Origin of the sequence: Pseudomonas sp. 10S5 (genome assembly GCF_035019745.1) — a bacterium.
Taxonomy (GTDB): domain Bacteria; phylum Pseudomonadota; class Gammaproteobacteria; order Pseudomonadales; family Pseudomonadaceae; genus Aquipseudomonas.
On the sequence record NZ_JASJVL010000025.1, the window covers coordinates 1 to 13,375 of the forward strand.

General features: G+C 53.3%; 14 protein-coding genes and 2 pseudogenes. 12 read left to right on the forward strand and 4 right to left on the reverse strand.

The genetic code is table 11. The features are described 5' to 3' along the window. Positions 1 to 843: 843 nt before the first annotated feature. Positions 844 to 1,578 (reverse strand): SDR family NAD(P)-dependent oxidoreductase, encoded by a 735-nt coding sequence (locus tag QN378_RS21245; RefSeq protein WP_322206012.1) that lies wholly within the window; start codon positions 1,576 to 1,578, stop codon positions 844 to 846. A gap of 531 nt (positions 1,579 to 2,109) precedes the next feature. Between QN378_RS21245 and QN378_RS21250 the strand changes: the two genes are divergently transcribed. The 3 genes from QN378_RS21250 to QN378_RS21260 all read left to right on the forward strand — a co-directional run bounded on the left by QN378_RS21250 (position 2,110) and on the right by QN378_RS21260 (position 4,331). Continuing rightward, a complete protein-coding gene (locus QN378_RS21250) occupies positions 2,110 to 2,865 on the forward strand; it encodes an SDR family oxidoreductase (protein ID WP_322206013.1) in 756 nt (251 codons plus the stop codon). Between the two features lie 86 nt (positions 2,866 to 2,951). Then, the gene (locus QN378_RS21255; protein ID WP_322206014.1) at positions 2,952 to 3,554 is read left to right on the forward strand and encodes an NADPH-dependent F420 reductase; all 603 of its coding nucleotides are present in this window, start codon (positions 2,952 to 2,954) and stop codon (positions 3,552 to 3,554) included. A gap of 36 nt (positions 3,555 to 3,590) precedes the next feature. Then, positions 3,591 to 4,331 (forward strand): SDR family NAD(P)-dependent oxidoreductase, encoded by a 741-nt coding sequence (locus QN378_RS21260; RefSeq protein ID WP_407074116.1) that lies wholly within the window; start codon positions 3,591 to 3,593, stop codon positions 4,329 to 4,331. A gap of 171 nt (positions 4,332 to 4,502) precedes the next feature. On the opposite strand, the pseudogene QN378_RS21265 reads toward QN378_RS21260, so the two are convergent. After that, positions 4,503 to 5,577, reverse strand: a pseudogene (locus QN378_RS21265) (catalase); the annotation flags it as partial. Positions 5,578 to 5,886: 309 nt separating this feature from the next. Here QN378_RS21265 and QN378_RS21270 point away from each other — a divergent pair. Together QN378_RS21270 and QN378_RS21275 are read left to right on the forward strand one after the other, a co-directional pair. Further along, the gene (locus QN378_RS21270) at positions 5,887 to 6,165 is read left to right on the forward strand and encodes a helix-turn-helix domain-containing protein (protein ID WP_322206016.1); all 279 of its coding nucleotides are present in this window, start codon (positions 5,887 to 5,889) and stop codon (positions 6,163 to 6,165) included. Positions 6,166 to 6,222: 57 nt separating this feature from the next. After that, a pseudogene (locus QN378_RS21275) lies at positions 6,223 to 6,581 on the forward strand (TetR-like C-terminal domain-containing protein). Between the two features lie 370 nt (positions 6,582 to 6,951). Here QN378_RS21275 and QN378_RS21280 read toward each other — a convergent pair. After that, positions 6,952 to 8,040 carry an SDR family oxidoreductase gene (locus QN378_RS21280; RefSeq protein WP_323550969.1) on the reverse strand — a complete coding sequence of 363 codons (1,089 nt, stop codon included), beginning with the start codon at positions 8,038 to 8,040 and terminating at the stop codon, positions 6,952 to 6,954. 349 nt (positions 8,041 to 8,389) lie between these two features. Here QN378_RS21280 and QN378_RS21285 point away from each other — a divergent pair, with 349 nt between their 5' ends. Beyond that, positions 8,390 to 8,767: an SDR family NAD(P)-dependent oxidoreductase gene (locus tag QN378_RS21285; protein WP_323550970.1), complete on the forward strand. Its 378-nt coding sequence runs from the start codon at positions 8,390 to 8,392 to the stop codon at positions 8,765 to 8,767. Here QN378_RS21285 and QN378_RS21290 read toward each other — a convergent pair. Continuing rightward, complete coding sequence (locus QN378_RS21290) at positions 8,764 to 9,678, reverse strand: LysR family transcriptional regulator (protein WP_322206020.1); 915 nt, start codon at positions 9,676 to 9,678, stop codon at positions 8,764 to 8,766. The genes QN378_RS21285 and QN378_RS21290 overlap by 4 nt on opposite strands. Positions 9,679 to 9,772: 94 nt before the next feature. Here QN378_RS21290 and QN378_RS21295 point away from each other — a divergent pair, with 94 nt between their 5' ends. The 6 genes from QN378_RS21295 (at position 9,773) to QN378_RS21320 (ending at position 13,346) form a co-directional block, all read left to right on the forward strand. After that, complete coding sequence (locus QN378_RS21295; protein WP_323550971.1) at positions 9,773 to 10,435, forward strand: peroxiredoxin-like family protein; 663 nt, start codon at positions 9,773 to 9,775, stop codon at positions 10,433 to 10,435. A gap of 43 nt (positions 10,436 to 10,478) precedes the next feature. After that, entirely contained in the window at positions 10,479 to 10,829 is a 351-nt protein-coding gene (locus tag QN378_RS21300; protein ID WP_322206022.1) for a hypothetical protein, read from the forward strand. A 53-nt stretch (positions 10,830 to 10,882) separates the two neighbouring features. Next, positions 10,883 to 11,986 carry an NADH:flavin oxidoreductase/NADH oxidase gene (locus QN378_RS21305; RefSeq protein WP_322206023.1) on the forward strand — a complete coding sequence of 368 codons (1,104 nt, stop codon included), beginning with the start codon at positions 10,883 to 10,885 and terminating at the stop codon, positions 11,984 to 11,986. A 72-nt stretch (positions 11,987 to 12,058) separates the two neighbouring features. Then, on the forward strand, positions 12,059 to 12,325 hold the full coding sequence (locus tag QN378_RS21310) for a DUF1993 family protein (RefSeq protein ID WP_323550972.1): 267 nt from the start codon (positions 12,059 to 12,061) through the stop codon (positions 12,323 to 12,325). 16 nt (positions 12,326 to 12,341) lie between these two features. Beyond that, the gene (locus QN378_RS21315; RefSeq protein WP_323550973.1) at positions 12,342 to 12,560 is read left to right on the forward strand and encodes a DUF1993 family protein; all 219 of its coding nucleotides are present in this window, start codon (positions 12,342 to 12,344) and stop codon (positions 12,558 to 12,560) included. 36 nt (positions 12,561 to 12,596) lie between these two features. Further along, a complete protein-coding gene (locus tag QN378_RS21320) occupies positions 12,597 to 13,346 on the forward strand; it encodes an SDR family NAD(P)-dependent oxidoreductase (RefSeq protein ID WP_322206025.1) in 750 nt (249 codons plus the stop codon). Positions 13,347 to 13,375: the final 29 nt, after the last annotated feature.

A 13,375-nucleotide genomic window follows, 5' to 3' on the forward strand; every position in this document is an offset into this window, starting at 1 on the left:
ATGCCAGGGTTTCAATAGGATGCTTCACAGGCATACTGATTATCCGATGAGGGCAGTTTTCAAAAACATACAAGACATTTCCTACTCTGAGCGTGAATATCTATCGGGATCAACTTGTTTCGACTCAATCAGAATCGAATCAGGATTCTGTCCAGTTTGCGTTCAAGAAGATGTCAAAAGATTAGGGTTTTCATTCTGGCGACGAGCCCATTGTTCTGAGCTCAAAGTATGCGCTGAACACAACGTGGTGTTAGTGAAGCGTTGTCCGGCCTGTGGTCGTCGATTTTCCTATGGTGGGCATGCGCTTAATGTGCTTTGGAAGACTTGCGGAGGGACTAATATCACAGACTGCACCGCGACATTGAACACCGATCAGATTGAGCTTAAAAAATCGAAAATATATATGGAAATTCTGTCGTTTCCCCATCATATTTCCGAAGAAGCGGCCCTCAGTGTTTTAAATAAAAAGGTTCATCTAGACGACACCTATAAGTGCGAGGTCAACTACTTAGGATATCCGTTTCATGTTGGCTCCTCGCCAGGATCAGCAGCGGAAGTTAGACCGCACTCGGTTAAGTGGTAGCTCTAGGCCAGCCAGCCAATTCAGCACCACCAGAGCGGCGGTCACAGGAAACACCCAGTTTCGGCCATATATAATTTAAGTCGCTAAACAACGATTTGTGCTTCCTAGCGCTATAGACCGGATCCATGCAGTGTTTACTATCGAAGCATTCTTTACCGCGACTTAGTGTAACGATTGCCTTTTATGACTGCCATACCCACCGCGAACGACAGGAAGCCTTGGCTAACTCTCTGCCTGAATCGCTCGCGTATAGGTTCCGCCTAGTACTGGGCAACACCGCCATCAACATCGAGTTCTATCCCGTTTACGTACAGGCTATCGTCAGAGGCGAGAAACACTGCGGCCTTACCAATATCATCAACGGTGCCAAGGCGCCCAAGCGGAATTGTTGCGATCAGGGCATTGCGTTGCTCGTCATTGACCAGTGCATCCAGCCCCGGCGTAGAGGTGTGACCAGGAGCAAGGACGTTTATCCGGATGCCCGTACCTTTCAAATCGAGGATCCAGCTACGCACGAGCGACCTAACCGCAGCCTTGGTTGACCCATAGACCGACATGCCGGGGGTGCCGACTGACCCACCGATTGATCCTGTCAAGATCACTGAACCTGCCTCCGACAAAAACGGCAGTGCCTTCTGAAGACCAAAAACTAGGCCTCGCACGTTGGTGTTGTAGAGTTTGTCGAAATGCGCTTCGGTGATTTCACCGAGCGGCATCGGCTCGAACATCCCAGCATTGAGCAACAAAACATCGATCTTGCCTGCCTGAGCTAAGACCGTAGCGTAGATCTGATCGATATCAGCCAGAACTGCCGAGTCTGCTCGTATTCCAACCGTATTTCCGCCAATTTCCGTGACTGCCAGATCGAGTGCAACCTGGTTTCGCCCAGTCACGAACACGCGCGCTCCTTCGCTAACAAAGTGTTTTGCAACTCCAAGGCCGATCCCGGAACTACCACCCGTGATGACAGCAACCTTTCCATTAAGCTTTCCCACGTTCCACCCCGCTGACCGTCCCGCCATTGCGTTGCTTGGCCTTAAAACATCATGCGGGCGAGTGCCATGATTTAGTAGCCGCAATGGATCAAACGGTATAGCCGTACGCGCGGAATACCACGCGTTGATTTGGCGTCATGTAACACGGCAGCGATTTCGCAACGCCTACATCGCCGGTATCGGACTGAATATCCTCAACTATTTCTACACACCAAAGTGCAATCTCTTGACCAGCTGCTTGCATTCGACCCGAGCAATTATTGGCATTCGGTTTGACCACCACTTTCTTCAGATTTGATCGGGATGCTTTGTTACGACGTTGGGCCCAGAGGAGCATCAAAACCGATTAAAGCATCACCGCGGACGAGAGATGGCTGGAGTGGACGCTGCTGCTAATGCATTCATACGGCGGGTGAATGACTCATAGACAGTTTTGCCCGCTACTCAGGCAATCGGCTTTGGCTGATGATCATTGCACATCGAGACCATGAGTCGCGGTCCCACTGAGCTCTGACTATCAAAGGACATATGATGAAAATCCCACAAGACGTAAAGATTGCCTTCATCACTGGCGCCAATCGCGGCATTGGCCTCGAGACTGCTAAGCAGCTCGGTAAGCTTGGCTATTACCCAGTAATCGGCGCACGCAGCGAAAGCGCAGGGAAAGACGCGGTGTCGCAGCTAAAAGCCGTGGGAATTGATGCAGGCTCTATTGTGTTCGACGTAACAGACGCGGTTTCCCGTCAGAATGCTTTCGATTACTTCACTCAGAACGCAGGGCGTCTGGATGTACTGATCAATAACGCGGGTGTTCATCTGGAAGGAGAACCCGCCGTCGAGCACCTGTTCAGCGCCTCGACAGTGCCGGAAAAAGTGCTACGCGAAACGATGGAGGCTAACTTCTTTGCTCCTGTCGCCCTCATTCAGAAGCTGCTACCGCTGCTGCGCGAATCGTCTGCCGGCCGGATCGTCAATCTGTCCAGCATCCTGGGTTCGCTAGCGTTAGCGGCGGATCCTGCATCGCCGATCTATGAAATGAAATCAGCGGCTTACGATACGTCCAAAACCGCCATCAACTCATACACCATTCAATTGGCCCATGAATTGCGCGGTAGCACCATCAAAGTCAACTCTGCGCACCCGGGTTGGGTACAGACAGCAATGGGCGGCAGCGCCGCACCCATGAGTATCGAAGAGGGAGCCAAAACCAGCGTGATGTTGGCAACACTGCCAGTCGATGGTCCAAATGGTGGCTTCTTCCACATGGGCGCTCCGCTTCCGTTCTAATGCGATCTGACTGGACGTAACCTCTTGGGGTCTACGTCCCGTCTACCGCTAAACCTACATCTACGCTTTGCGAGACAGAGGTTTCCATGAAATTTGGTTTCATTGGATCAGGCCGCGTGGCGCAAGCCGTTGCGAAATACTTGGTAGCAGCAGGCCATCAAGTACTCATGAGCAACAGTCGCGGCCCTGGCAGTTTGAGCGACATTATCCATCAACTAGGCCCTCACTCTAAAGCTGTTGAGGTTCAGGAAGCCGCGAAGTCCGACGTGGTATTTCTGGCAATCCCCTGGCTGAAAATCTCCGACACTTTAAAAACATTGCCTCATTGGGGCGGTCGCATCCTGGTTGACGCCACCAACGAATTTCTCGACTTCAACGACCTGGCCCTCAGGGCTGATCTGAAGGGGCGTGCATCGAGTGAGTATGTCGCCGATCTGGCTCCGGGCGCACTGGTGGTCAAGGCTATCAACAACCTGTTCTCCGCTCGGTTTGCCGAAGGTCCTTTGGTGGATAACGCACGCAGAATCACGTTTATTTCTGGGGATAGCGCCAAAGCGAAAGCTCAGATTGGCAGTCTTCTGGAATCGTTTGGATTCGCCGTCATCGACCTTGGGTCACTTCACGACGGGGGACGCATGCAACAAGCGAGCGGGCCTCTGGCGGGACTTGATCTACTGCAAGGCAATTAATTACTAAATGGCCATGGGAGTTCAGAATTGAAAAAGTTGTTGGCGGGAAAAGTTGCCTTAGTGACCGGCGGGTCTCGCGGTTTAGGTGCAGCCACGGCGAAGGCACTGGCTGAGCAAGGCGCAGATGTCGCTATCAGTTACGTATTCTCGGGTGAGCAGGCGCTGGAGGTCGTTGAAGCCATAGAAGCCCAAGGCGTACGCGGTGCTGCTTTTCAAGCTGATCAGGGCGACGTCACTGCTGCGCAGGAGCTTATTGATCAAGTCGTGGAGCGTTTCGGTCGAATCGACATTCTTATTAGTAACGCTTCCATTGATCAAATGGGGAAAGTAGACGATTCAAGTCGAAGCACCGAAGCCTTCGACCGGTTCTGGGCCGTAACTCTCACCGGTTTCATGGCCACCGTCCGGGCTGCATCCAGAGTGCTCAGTGACCAAGGTCGCATCATTATGATTGGCTCGAACCTAGGCACGCGGGTAGGTGTACCGGGCTTGTCGGACCTGGCTGCGGTCAAGGGCGCGATTGATGGATACTCACGAGGCGTCGCCCGAGATCTTGCGCCGAAGAACATAACTGTCAATGTCGTGCATGCGGGATTTATGGAGACTGACATCAATGCGGGCTCGCGGGATGCGTTGGCGCCGATCATTGCAACTTTGTGTTTTCCACGGTTCGGAAAACTTGAGGAGATAGTTGCCCCCATCCTGTTCCTTGCGAGTCCCGCCGCGTCATACATTACGGGCACTACGCTAGACGTGGATGGTGGGTACAACGCCTAGCCTCGTCGTAATCTAAAGTGCGGCTATTGAATCAATGGGCATGGGTAAAAGCCGGAGCTTCATTGACGATACGGTTCACCTTGGACACGGATCAGTGAAGGCCTTCGATGCAATAGTGAGAGGTGTTGTTGAAACCAGTCGGCCAGTACTCCTGGCCGACGGCATCCATCGTTAGCGCATCATACTTTCAATGGCGTGCGCAACGCCTGCGCCGTAGGCTGGATCAGCCATCGTGCAATGCCCTATATGCCTGGCGATAACCGTTTCTCTCGCGCCGTGGATAGCACGGGCCGTGTTTTCAAAAAGTACCTGCTGCTGAGCCGGACTCATTAACCGAAAGAGGTTTCCGGGTTGGGAGTAGTAGTACGCGTCGACCCGGTGATTCCAATGATCTGCGGCCCCCTCGATACTCAGAGGAGGTTCGCGATAGTCCGGCTGCTCAATCCACTCGCCCTTGGTGTTCGGTTCGTAAGGCGTAGAGCCGCCAGCATTTCCATCAACACGCATCGTTCCATCGCGATGGTAGCTATGCACTGGACACTTTGCGGCGTTGACCGGAATCTGTGCAAAGTTCACGCTCAGCCGATAACGCTGGGCATCGCCATAAGCGAACAATCGCCCCTGCAACATTTTGTCCGGGGAAAAGCTGACACCCGGAACCACATTTGCCGGATTGAAGGCTGACTGTTCGACTTCCGCGAAGTAATTTTCTACGTTTCGATTCAGTTCGAAATAACCAACTTCAATCAGGGGATAATCTTTTTTGGACCATACCTTCGTCAAGTCGAATGGATTCACATGGTAGGTGCCAGCGTCGTTCTCAGGCATGATTTGGACCAGAAGCGTCCAACGCGGAAAATCGCCGTTTTCGATACTTTCGTATAAGTCGCGGTGTGAACTTTCACGATCCTTCCCGATTAGGGTTTCGGCTTCCTGATCAGTCAGGTTCTCAATTCCCTGCTCAGTTCGAAAATGAAATTTCACCCAAAAGCGCTCGTGTGCATTATTGATGAAGCTAAAGGTTATGACTCCCGAAACCGTGCATGTGACGGAAAGTTCGTGGGATTCCTCGATCACTCATCACCACCGTCACTTGATGCAACGCTTCCGGCAATCCGGTCCAGAAATCCCAATTACTATCAGCGCTGCGCAAGCCTGTGCGCGGATCCCTTTTGATAGCATGATTTAAATCCGGAAACTTGATCGGATCACGCATGAAAAACACTGGCGTATTGCCGCTAGCCAATGGCAGCACAGAACTCGGAATTCTCGTGTACTGAGCAGTCCCGCAACGCTTCGCCTACTGCGGTTCCCAGGTAATGCGCCTAAGCATGCAACGATTGAGATTTCAGCGAATGAAGTCGATGCCGCTGGCGTCTATAAGACTCATGCCGCGACAGCCCCTGTTTTGTGGTCAAAAAAGCTGTGAACCGAAAGTGATATCAATCCGATACATTGCGTATCGTTACCTCAATGAGGACGTCAGAGTACGCCTTGTATCGTTCGTGATGTGAGACATCTAATGGATTCTTGTAATAAATAGGAGAAAGCATAAATGAGCGATCCGGTAGCCCCTGTTCCCCGCGGCGGACGCCCCCGAAGCGAGGTACTTCATCAGGCTATCCTCAAGGCCGCGCTTGATCTTGTTCTAGAGGTGGGTTTTCGCATTGTCAGCCTTGAAGCAATTGCCACTAAATCCGGCGTTGGGCGAGCGACGATTTATCGCAGATGGCCCAACAGGGCAGCCGTAGTGATGGAGGCGTTTGTCGGGCAGCTCGGTCCGGCCTCCTTCTTTCCAGAGGCGCAGAGCAATATGGAACGTTTAAGGTTGTAAATGCATGTCACAGCTACAGCATTCAGGGGACGGGTGGGGGCGTTGGTGCAGGCATTGATGGCTGAATCTCAATTCGATCCGGAGCTGGCGAAAGCATTGAGGGCAAATTGGATGCTACCGAGGCGGCGAATGGTTTTGATGTGCTGCAAGAGGCCATCAAGCAGGGGGAAGTACGTGCTGATATAGATGTAGAGGTAGCCATCGATAGTTTTTACGCGCCGATATACTACCGGTTACAACTACAGTCCGGGCCGATCTCCGATGACTTCGTTGACAAAGCCTTCTACCAGGCCACGGATGGGCACCGTCCAAGGCTCGTCATCGATCGCAAAAACATTTCTTCACTTGCGGCCAATACACCAGGGATGGAACGACCCACGGCGCGGAATTGCCCTGCCACAACCCTCAATGTCTAAACAACGCGTGGCGTTTCCGTTAGCGCTAAGCAAGGGAGGGTCATTCGTCGCATCTGCGGCGACAGTATATGGTTGTTCGCGCCGAAGCTGCTGAGCCAGCATCGGCGCGAACCTGTTCAGGTGTGATTTGAAGACAACGTAGGGTAAAGGTCCACGTTTGCCGGCTGAAGATGGTTGTATCATTGCATTGCCATGCCATGCCATGCCATGCATTCCATGCCGTCCAGAAGACGGCGTCACGGCCCACCTAGTCAATACGCAGGACAATGCTTGCGCCTGGTTAGCCATTTTCCTTGGCGTCATCAGCATTATTAATAGCTATTAAAAGTAAAGGGTCGTGGAAGGGCACCGCACGAAGTGGCGGAGCAATTCACGGTGCAATTCGAGCCTCCCGCAGCCTGGCGACCTGAAGTTTCAGGCTTTCATGCGAATCTATGCAGTCGTGAAACCCTGCCTGTCTGATCTTGATGGTACTTTGGACCATGTCGTATCTAATGTTTAACACAGCATCAAGGAACGGCCATGCGGCAACGTCAGTCCAGGGGGTGTCCTTGAGGCCATACTTTTTGATTATTTTCTGCCAAACAGGCGCCTTGTCTGCCATTTGCTCTGTTAACGACATCGGTTGTGGTTCAGCAACCGGCATGTCGAACAGCACTCCCAGCTCTGGCCACAGCTGACTCCAACGGAATTGGTCGCCGTTAATAACGTTGAAAACCTCACCGTTTGCGGTTTCCGCTGTCAGTGACCACAGGGTGGCTCGACCTAAAACGCCAGCGTCCGTGGACTGAGCCAATGCATTCCACGCTTGGTGGTTGCCAGGGAAACGCAGCGGGACGTTGAGTTCACGACAGATTGCGGCATAAACGGTTAGACCGTTAACCAGGTTCATTGGTGACCCTAAGCTTGGGCCAAAAATCCCGTCCGGCCGCAAGACCGTCCACGGTACGCTGTGCTCGAAGCCCCAGTTTTTTAAAAAATCTTCCTGGTCGTAATAAAACATCGGACCAAGGATTCTCGGATCGCTTTCTTTGGCTGGTGTTTTATAGGCCCCGAGGTGTGGGCCATAAGCTTTACCGCCGCCGAATAGCACAACATGCTGCAATTTGGCACCAATGGTCAGTAGCGCGTCTAGAGCATTTGCCAACATGTCAACGTTGGGCGCGACCGCATCCGCGTTATTACCCTTCTCGACATAAGCGCAATAAACCACATCCGTCACATCGATCAGGTCGCAAAAGGCTATCGCAATTGCAGGTTTATTCAGCAGGTCGACGCTGATGTGTGTCGGCGCAGGTCGCCCATCGATCAAATGTGTCGGCGCGGCTCGGCGACTGGCGGTAACAACGGGCCATGAAGCTGCCAATGCTGCATCCACGACGGCAGTGCCTGAGACGCCATAGCCGCCCAGCACGAGAATCTTGCGTTGATCGGTTGTAATTAGCGATGAATGACTCATTCGAATCTCCAGATAAAAGCAAACCAGGACTGAAAAGTGACTTCATTGAGTCTGATTCATCTGATGTCGGAGCACTACGCAGTGGGGATGGACAACTGTTATTCATCACAGGAATGAAATAGGCATTTTGAGGGAACCACCCAAGCAGCATTAGCCGCTGCGGGTTGACGCACCGTTACGTTGAGCGAAGGATCGTGGTGCATCATCACCTCTGTTCTCAAAAGGACTCATGATGAATTGCTTTCGAGATAAGAGATTGCCTTTATCACCGGCGGTAACCGGGGCATTGGCCTTGAGACTGCGAAACAGCTCGGAATGCTGGGGTACTACCCAGTCATTGGAGCTTTAGATGAAATGGCCGGCGCAGCGGCGTTGCCCAGCTGAAAGCAGACGGCATTGGAGCCTGTCATTTGCCTTTGACGTAACGGTTGCTTGCGACCGTCAAAAAGCCTATGACTTTATTCTGGACCAGGCTGGACGTGTAGCTGTACTGATTAACAACGCCGGTATCCACTTCGAAGGTGAACCTAGGATTGAACATATAAATAGCGCGTCGACGGTTCCAGAAAACGTACTGCGTAAAACCATGGAAGTTAATTTTTTCGCCCCTGTTGCACTAACTCAGAAGCTTCTGCCACAGCTGCACCAATCCAAAGCGGGTCGAATTGTTAATATGTCCAGTATTCTTGGCTCGCTTACGCTGGGGGCCCGTTCTAATGGCATCTAGGTCATGGTGTTTGTGTTAAACACGGGCCCGTCCAGTTCTTCAATAAGAAAGTCCGCGAACGCCCTGGCCGACGGCTTAGCAGCTCTACCTGCGGCAAAGACCGCATTGACGTCTATTGAACCCATGTCCCACTCAGTCAAAATCCTTACTAACGTGCCTTCTTCGATCTCTTTTATACACCCGGCGAGACTCATCGAAACGATCCCTAACCCGGCTACCGCAGCCACAGTTGAAACCTCGTTCACAGAAACTGACAACTTGCCGTCCACTCGCACAGAAAAGGCCGTTCCCTCATGCCGAAAAGCCCATACATGCCCTGTAATCGATGGACCGACAATAACGGAATGGGTGGCCAAATCGGCGGGCAGTTGAGGAATTCCGGCACGCTCCAGATAGCTCGGAGCTGCGGCTACGACGCGCGGTGTCGACCCTATGCGCTTCGCCAGAGCATTCGAATCCGGTAGAGGCCCAAAGCGCAACGCTACATCGACTCCTTCAGTCACCAAGTCCTGGCGCAGGTCATCCATCAACAACTCCACCTTCAATTCAGGATTGCGCTGAAGGAAAACGGGTAGACGCGGCACCACCGCTCGAATAGCAAAACTGGAAGACACTCCGACTCGCAGGATACCCCGTAATTCGTCCGAGCCACGTGCCGCCTGCTCGGCTTCATCCAGTGCAGCAAGAATCGGTTCAAGTCGCGCCATGAAATCTGAACCGGCCTCCGTCAGGCTGACGGCGCGGGTAGTGCGAATCAACAACGCCGCACCCACTTCCTTTTCAAGCTGGGAAATGATCCGCGAAACGGTGGGCTGGGGAATGTTCATTTCCCGCCCAGCGGCGGAAAAGCTGCCCTTGCGCGATACCCGCAGGAACAGACGAAGACCGAACAGATGATCATTCATAGCCATAGTGAATAACTGAAACTCAAATAAGACGTCTACTGGCGGGATATTGCATAGGACATAGTTGACTCATCCCAAGCCCAACGCAAGGAAATATCCCATGACTCTGCAATCGAAACTCGACGCACTGAAAGTTGAATTTGAAACCAAGATGGCACCCCTACATGTCGTCGAAGCGTTGCATCGCGCTGTGGCGGAACTGATTGCCAGCGGCGCTCCCGGCCGCGCTTTGAAAGCCGGTGATGTAGCCCCTGAATTTTCGATTCCGGATCCGGACGGCAAAATGATTTCTTCCAAGGAGCTGTTAGCAAAAGGCCCCTTGGTGCTGACGTTTTATCGCGGCGTGTGGTGCCCGTACTGCAACTTTGATTTGCAGGCCATGGAAGAAGCCCGCCAAGAGATCGAAGGCCTCGGCGCTACGCTGGTTGCCGTATCCCAACAAACTGCCGCTAACAGCCGCAAGTCACAGCGCGACAACAAACTCGGCTTCCCTATCCTTGGCGACAAGGGCGGCGAAGTGGCTGCTGCGTTCGGCGTGCGCTGGGACGTTCCGGAATATCTGCAAGCAATCCATAAAGCCGTCGGCGCCGACATCACTGTGTTCAACGGCGAAGACAGCTGGACTCTGCCGATGCCAGCCCGCTACGTGATTGGCCAGGACGGCATCATCCAGTACGCCGAAGTCAACGCCGATTACACCCAGCGCCCAGAGCCTTCGGAAGTGTTTCCGACCCTGAAACGTATGCGCACTATCGCCAGCTGATAAGCGTTGGTCCACCACCCTATTAAAGAAGGTGAAACTGATCATGAGTACCAGCAACCAGACAGGTCCGGCTTTTCTTTCCGAACTTGCGGGCAATGTAGTGCTGACAGCCTCGATTCTCGCGGCACCCTCGACCGGACCGGTCAAGGCTCGCGAGATCATCCTAAATCTTGGCTCGATGTACGCATCGCGCAATCCACCGGCCATGGCGGTCGTGGGTAACAAGACCTTTGTTCAATACGACGCCACCCTTCATACCGGTGAATCCATCAATGCCATCACCGTGCTGACGCGCGACGACAGCAACGAGGTAATGGAAATCAACATCGGCTATTCGCCCATGCTGGCGGTTCAAGCGCTGGCCCAAAATTACGCCGCAGCTTTCGGCCAGTAACCCTTTGTGGCGGCCCAGTTGTGCCGCCACGCTTCTTATTTTGGAGGTCAGACATGTCAGCCTTATTCGAATCTTTCAAGCTCAAGAGCGTGACCCTGCGCAATCGGATTGTCGTTACGCCGATGTGCCAGTACTCCTCCATCGACGGCATCGCCAATGAGTGGCATTACAGCCACTACGCATCATTGGCGCGTGGTGGCGCAGGATTGGTGGTTGTTGAAGCTACCTCAGTTTCTCCAGAAGGGCGCATTACCCCTGGCTGTGCTGGTCTCTGGAATGACGAACAGGCGCAAGCACTACTGCCGATTGTTAGTTCAATCAAGTCCGCTGGCTCCATCGCGGGCATTCAGATTGGACATGCCGGTCGCAAGGCCAGCGCGAATCGCCCATGGGAAGGCGACGATCACATTGCTGTGACTGACTCACGAGGATGGGAGACTTTATCAGCATCCGCCATTGCGCTCGGAGGCGGTCTGCCAAAAGTGCCCAAAGCTATGACCATCACTGAAATAGAGCGCGTCAAGGCGGACTTTGTCTCGGCAACGATCAGGGCACGTGATGCTGGTTTCGAATGGTTGGAGTTGCATTTCGCCCACGGCTACCTGGCGATGGGTTTCCTCTCCACGCACTCCAACCAGCGCACCGATCAATACGGCGGCAGCTTCGAGAATCGCAGCCGTTTCATCATTGAAACGTTAGCTGCGGTCCGTGAAGTCTGGCCACAAGAACTGCCATTAGTGGTGCGTCTTGGCGTCATTGAATATGACGGCCGTGATGAGGAAACGCTGCTGGAATCCATCGAGCTGGCGAAAATCTTGAAGACCATGGGCGTTGATCTGCTTGACGTCAGCATGGGCTTTTCCACAGCAACTCCTGATGTACCGTGGGGCACCCCTGCATTCCTCGCACCCATAGCGCAGCGCTTTCGCAACGAAACCGGTTTGCCCGTGACGACCTCTTGGGGCGTGGATACGCCAGAGCTGGCTGACCAAGCTGTTGCACAAAATCAACTGGATTTGGTAAGCCTTGGCCGCGCAATGCTCAGCAACCCGCACTGGCCATACCACGCAGCCCGCAAACTAGGTGTCGACAAGGCCTCATGGACTCTGCCTGCACAGTACGCACATTGGCTGGAACGCTACGCCGTAGGCGCCTGATATCCCACCTTTGAGGGCATCCCGGCTGGATGCCCTCAACACAACGACTGAGAGATACAGATGGCATTCTCTATGTACGACCTGTCTGTGCCCGTGCTGTTGCGGCATCTCAACATACTGGCTGGCTATCTAGACTTGGCGAAGTGGTATGCCGAAGAAAACGGCATAGAGGAGTCTGTTCTCGTTCAGGCCAGATTAGCCCCCAACATGATGTCGCTTGCTGGCCAGGTGCAGCGTGCAAGCGACAATGCCAAGTCTGGAATCGGTCGTCTCGCAGGAATTCAACCACCGTTTTTTCCCGATACCGAGCGCACGCTCGCAGAGCTGATGCTGCGTTGAGCACACCGAGACTTTTTTGGACGCAATCGTACCGGAGCAACTTGCCGGGAGTGAATCACGGCCAGTCGACCTTCGATTTCGCAGTGTCAATGGCGTCTTGCGCGGTGACACGTATCTGCTGTCGGTATTGCTTCCGAATTTCTTTTTTCACGTCACTACTGCCCACAACATCCTTAGCCACAACGGGATGGCCATCGGCAAGAAAGACTATTTTGGCGCGCTGGCCTATCTCTAGGTCTATCCCTGACACCTGCAATACTGGAGACCCATCATGGGAAGATTCGATGGAAAAATCGCGCTGATTACTGGTGCTAGCTCAGGCATCGGATTGGCGACAGCACAACTGCTGGTAAACGAAGGTGCTTTCGTGTTTATAACCGGCCGCCGTCAACTGGCACTCGATGAGGCGGTTCAATTGATTGGTAGCAATGCAAGGGGTATTCAAGGCGACATCGGTAACCTTGATGACCTCGAGCGACTGTTTCAAATAATTGGTGAGGATAAAGGTCGATTGGACATGGTATTTGCCAACGCTGCAGTTCAGGCCAGCGCACCACTGGGTTTGATCGAGCTAGCGCAGTACAACCACATTTTCGACACCAACGTACGCGGCACCCTTTTGACTGTCCAAGGTGCATTGCCCTTATTATCCGATGGCGCATCCATTGTATTGACCGCGTCAGTCGCGGCATCCAAAGGCAACCCTGCAAGAAGCGTCTACGGCGCATCCAAAGCCGCTATTCGCTCGTTCGCACGTTCGTGGGCCAACGATTTGAAACCCCGCGCCATCCGGGTAAATGCGCTCAGCCCTGGCCCTACCGACACGGGAGCTTTCAAGGCACCAGGAATGGATCTGGAGCAAGTCGCTCAGATCAAATCCCGCATGGCGGCTGCCATCCCTCTGGGTCGGCTTGCTAGAGTGGAAGAAATAGCAAAGGCAGCAGTCTTCCTGCTTTCAGAAGACAGCAGCTTCGTTACTGGCTCTGAGCTATTTGTAGACGGAGGTATGCTGCAAATCTAGCGTTACAACGTCCGAGGCCGCACGCTGTG

Excerpts from the sequence above, each read along its gene's own strand:
- QN378_RS21250 (WP_322206013.1), top strand. The coding sequence starts at position 2,110 with ATGAAAATCCCACAAGACGTAAAGATTGCCTTCATCACTGGCGCCAAT.
- QN378_RS21255 (WP_322206014.1), top strand. The coding sequence starts at position 2,952 with ATGAAATTTGGTTTCATTGGATCAGGCCGCGTGGCGCAAGCCGTTGCG.
- QN378_RS21270 (WP_322206016.1), top strand. The coding sequence starts at position 5,887 with ATGAGCGATCCGGTAGCCCCTGTTCCCCGCGGCGGACGCCCCCGAAGC.
- QN378_RS21280 (WP_323550969.1), bottom strand. The coding sequence starts at position 8,040 with ATGAGTCATTCATCGCTAATTACAACCGATCAACGCAAGATTCTCGTG.
- QN378_RS21285 (WP_323550970.1), top strand. The coding sequence starts at position 8,390 with ATGAAATGGCCGGCGCAGCGGCGTTGCCCAGCTGAAAGCAGACGGCAT.
- QN378_RS21290 (WP_322206020.1), bottom strand. The coding sequence starts at position 9,678 with ATGGCTATGAATGATCATCTGTTCGGTCTTCGTCTGTTCCTGCGGGTA.
- QN378_RS21295 (WP_323550971.1), top strand. The coding sequence starts at position 9,773 with ATGACTCTGCAATCGAAACTCGACGCACTGAAAGTTGAATTTGAAACC.
- QN378_RS21300 (WP_322206022.1), top strand. The coding sequence starts at position 10,479 with ATGAGTACCAGCAACCAGACAGGTCCGGCTTTTCTTTCCGAACTTGCG.
- QN378_RS21305 (WP_322206023.1), top strand. The coding sequence starts at position 10,883 with ATGTCAGCCTTATTCGAATCTTTCAAGCTCAAGAGCGTGACCCTGCGC.
- QN378_RS21310 (WP_323550972.1), top strand. The coding sequence starts at position 12,059 with ATGTACGACCTGTCTGTGCCCGTGCTGTTGCGGCATCTCAACATACTG.
- QN378_RS21320 (WP_322206025.1), top strand. The coding sequence starts at position 12,597 with ATGGGAAGATTCGATGGAAAAATCGCGCTGATTACTGGTGCTAGCTCA.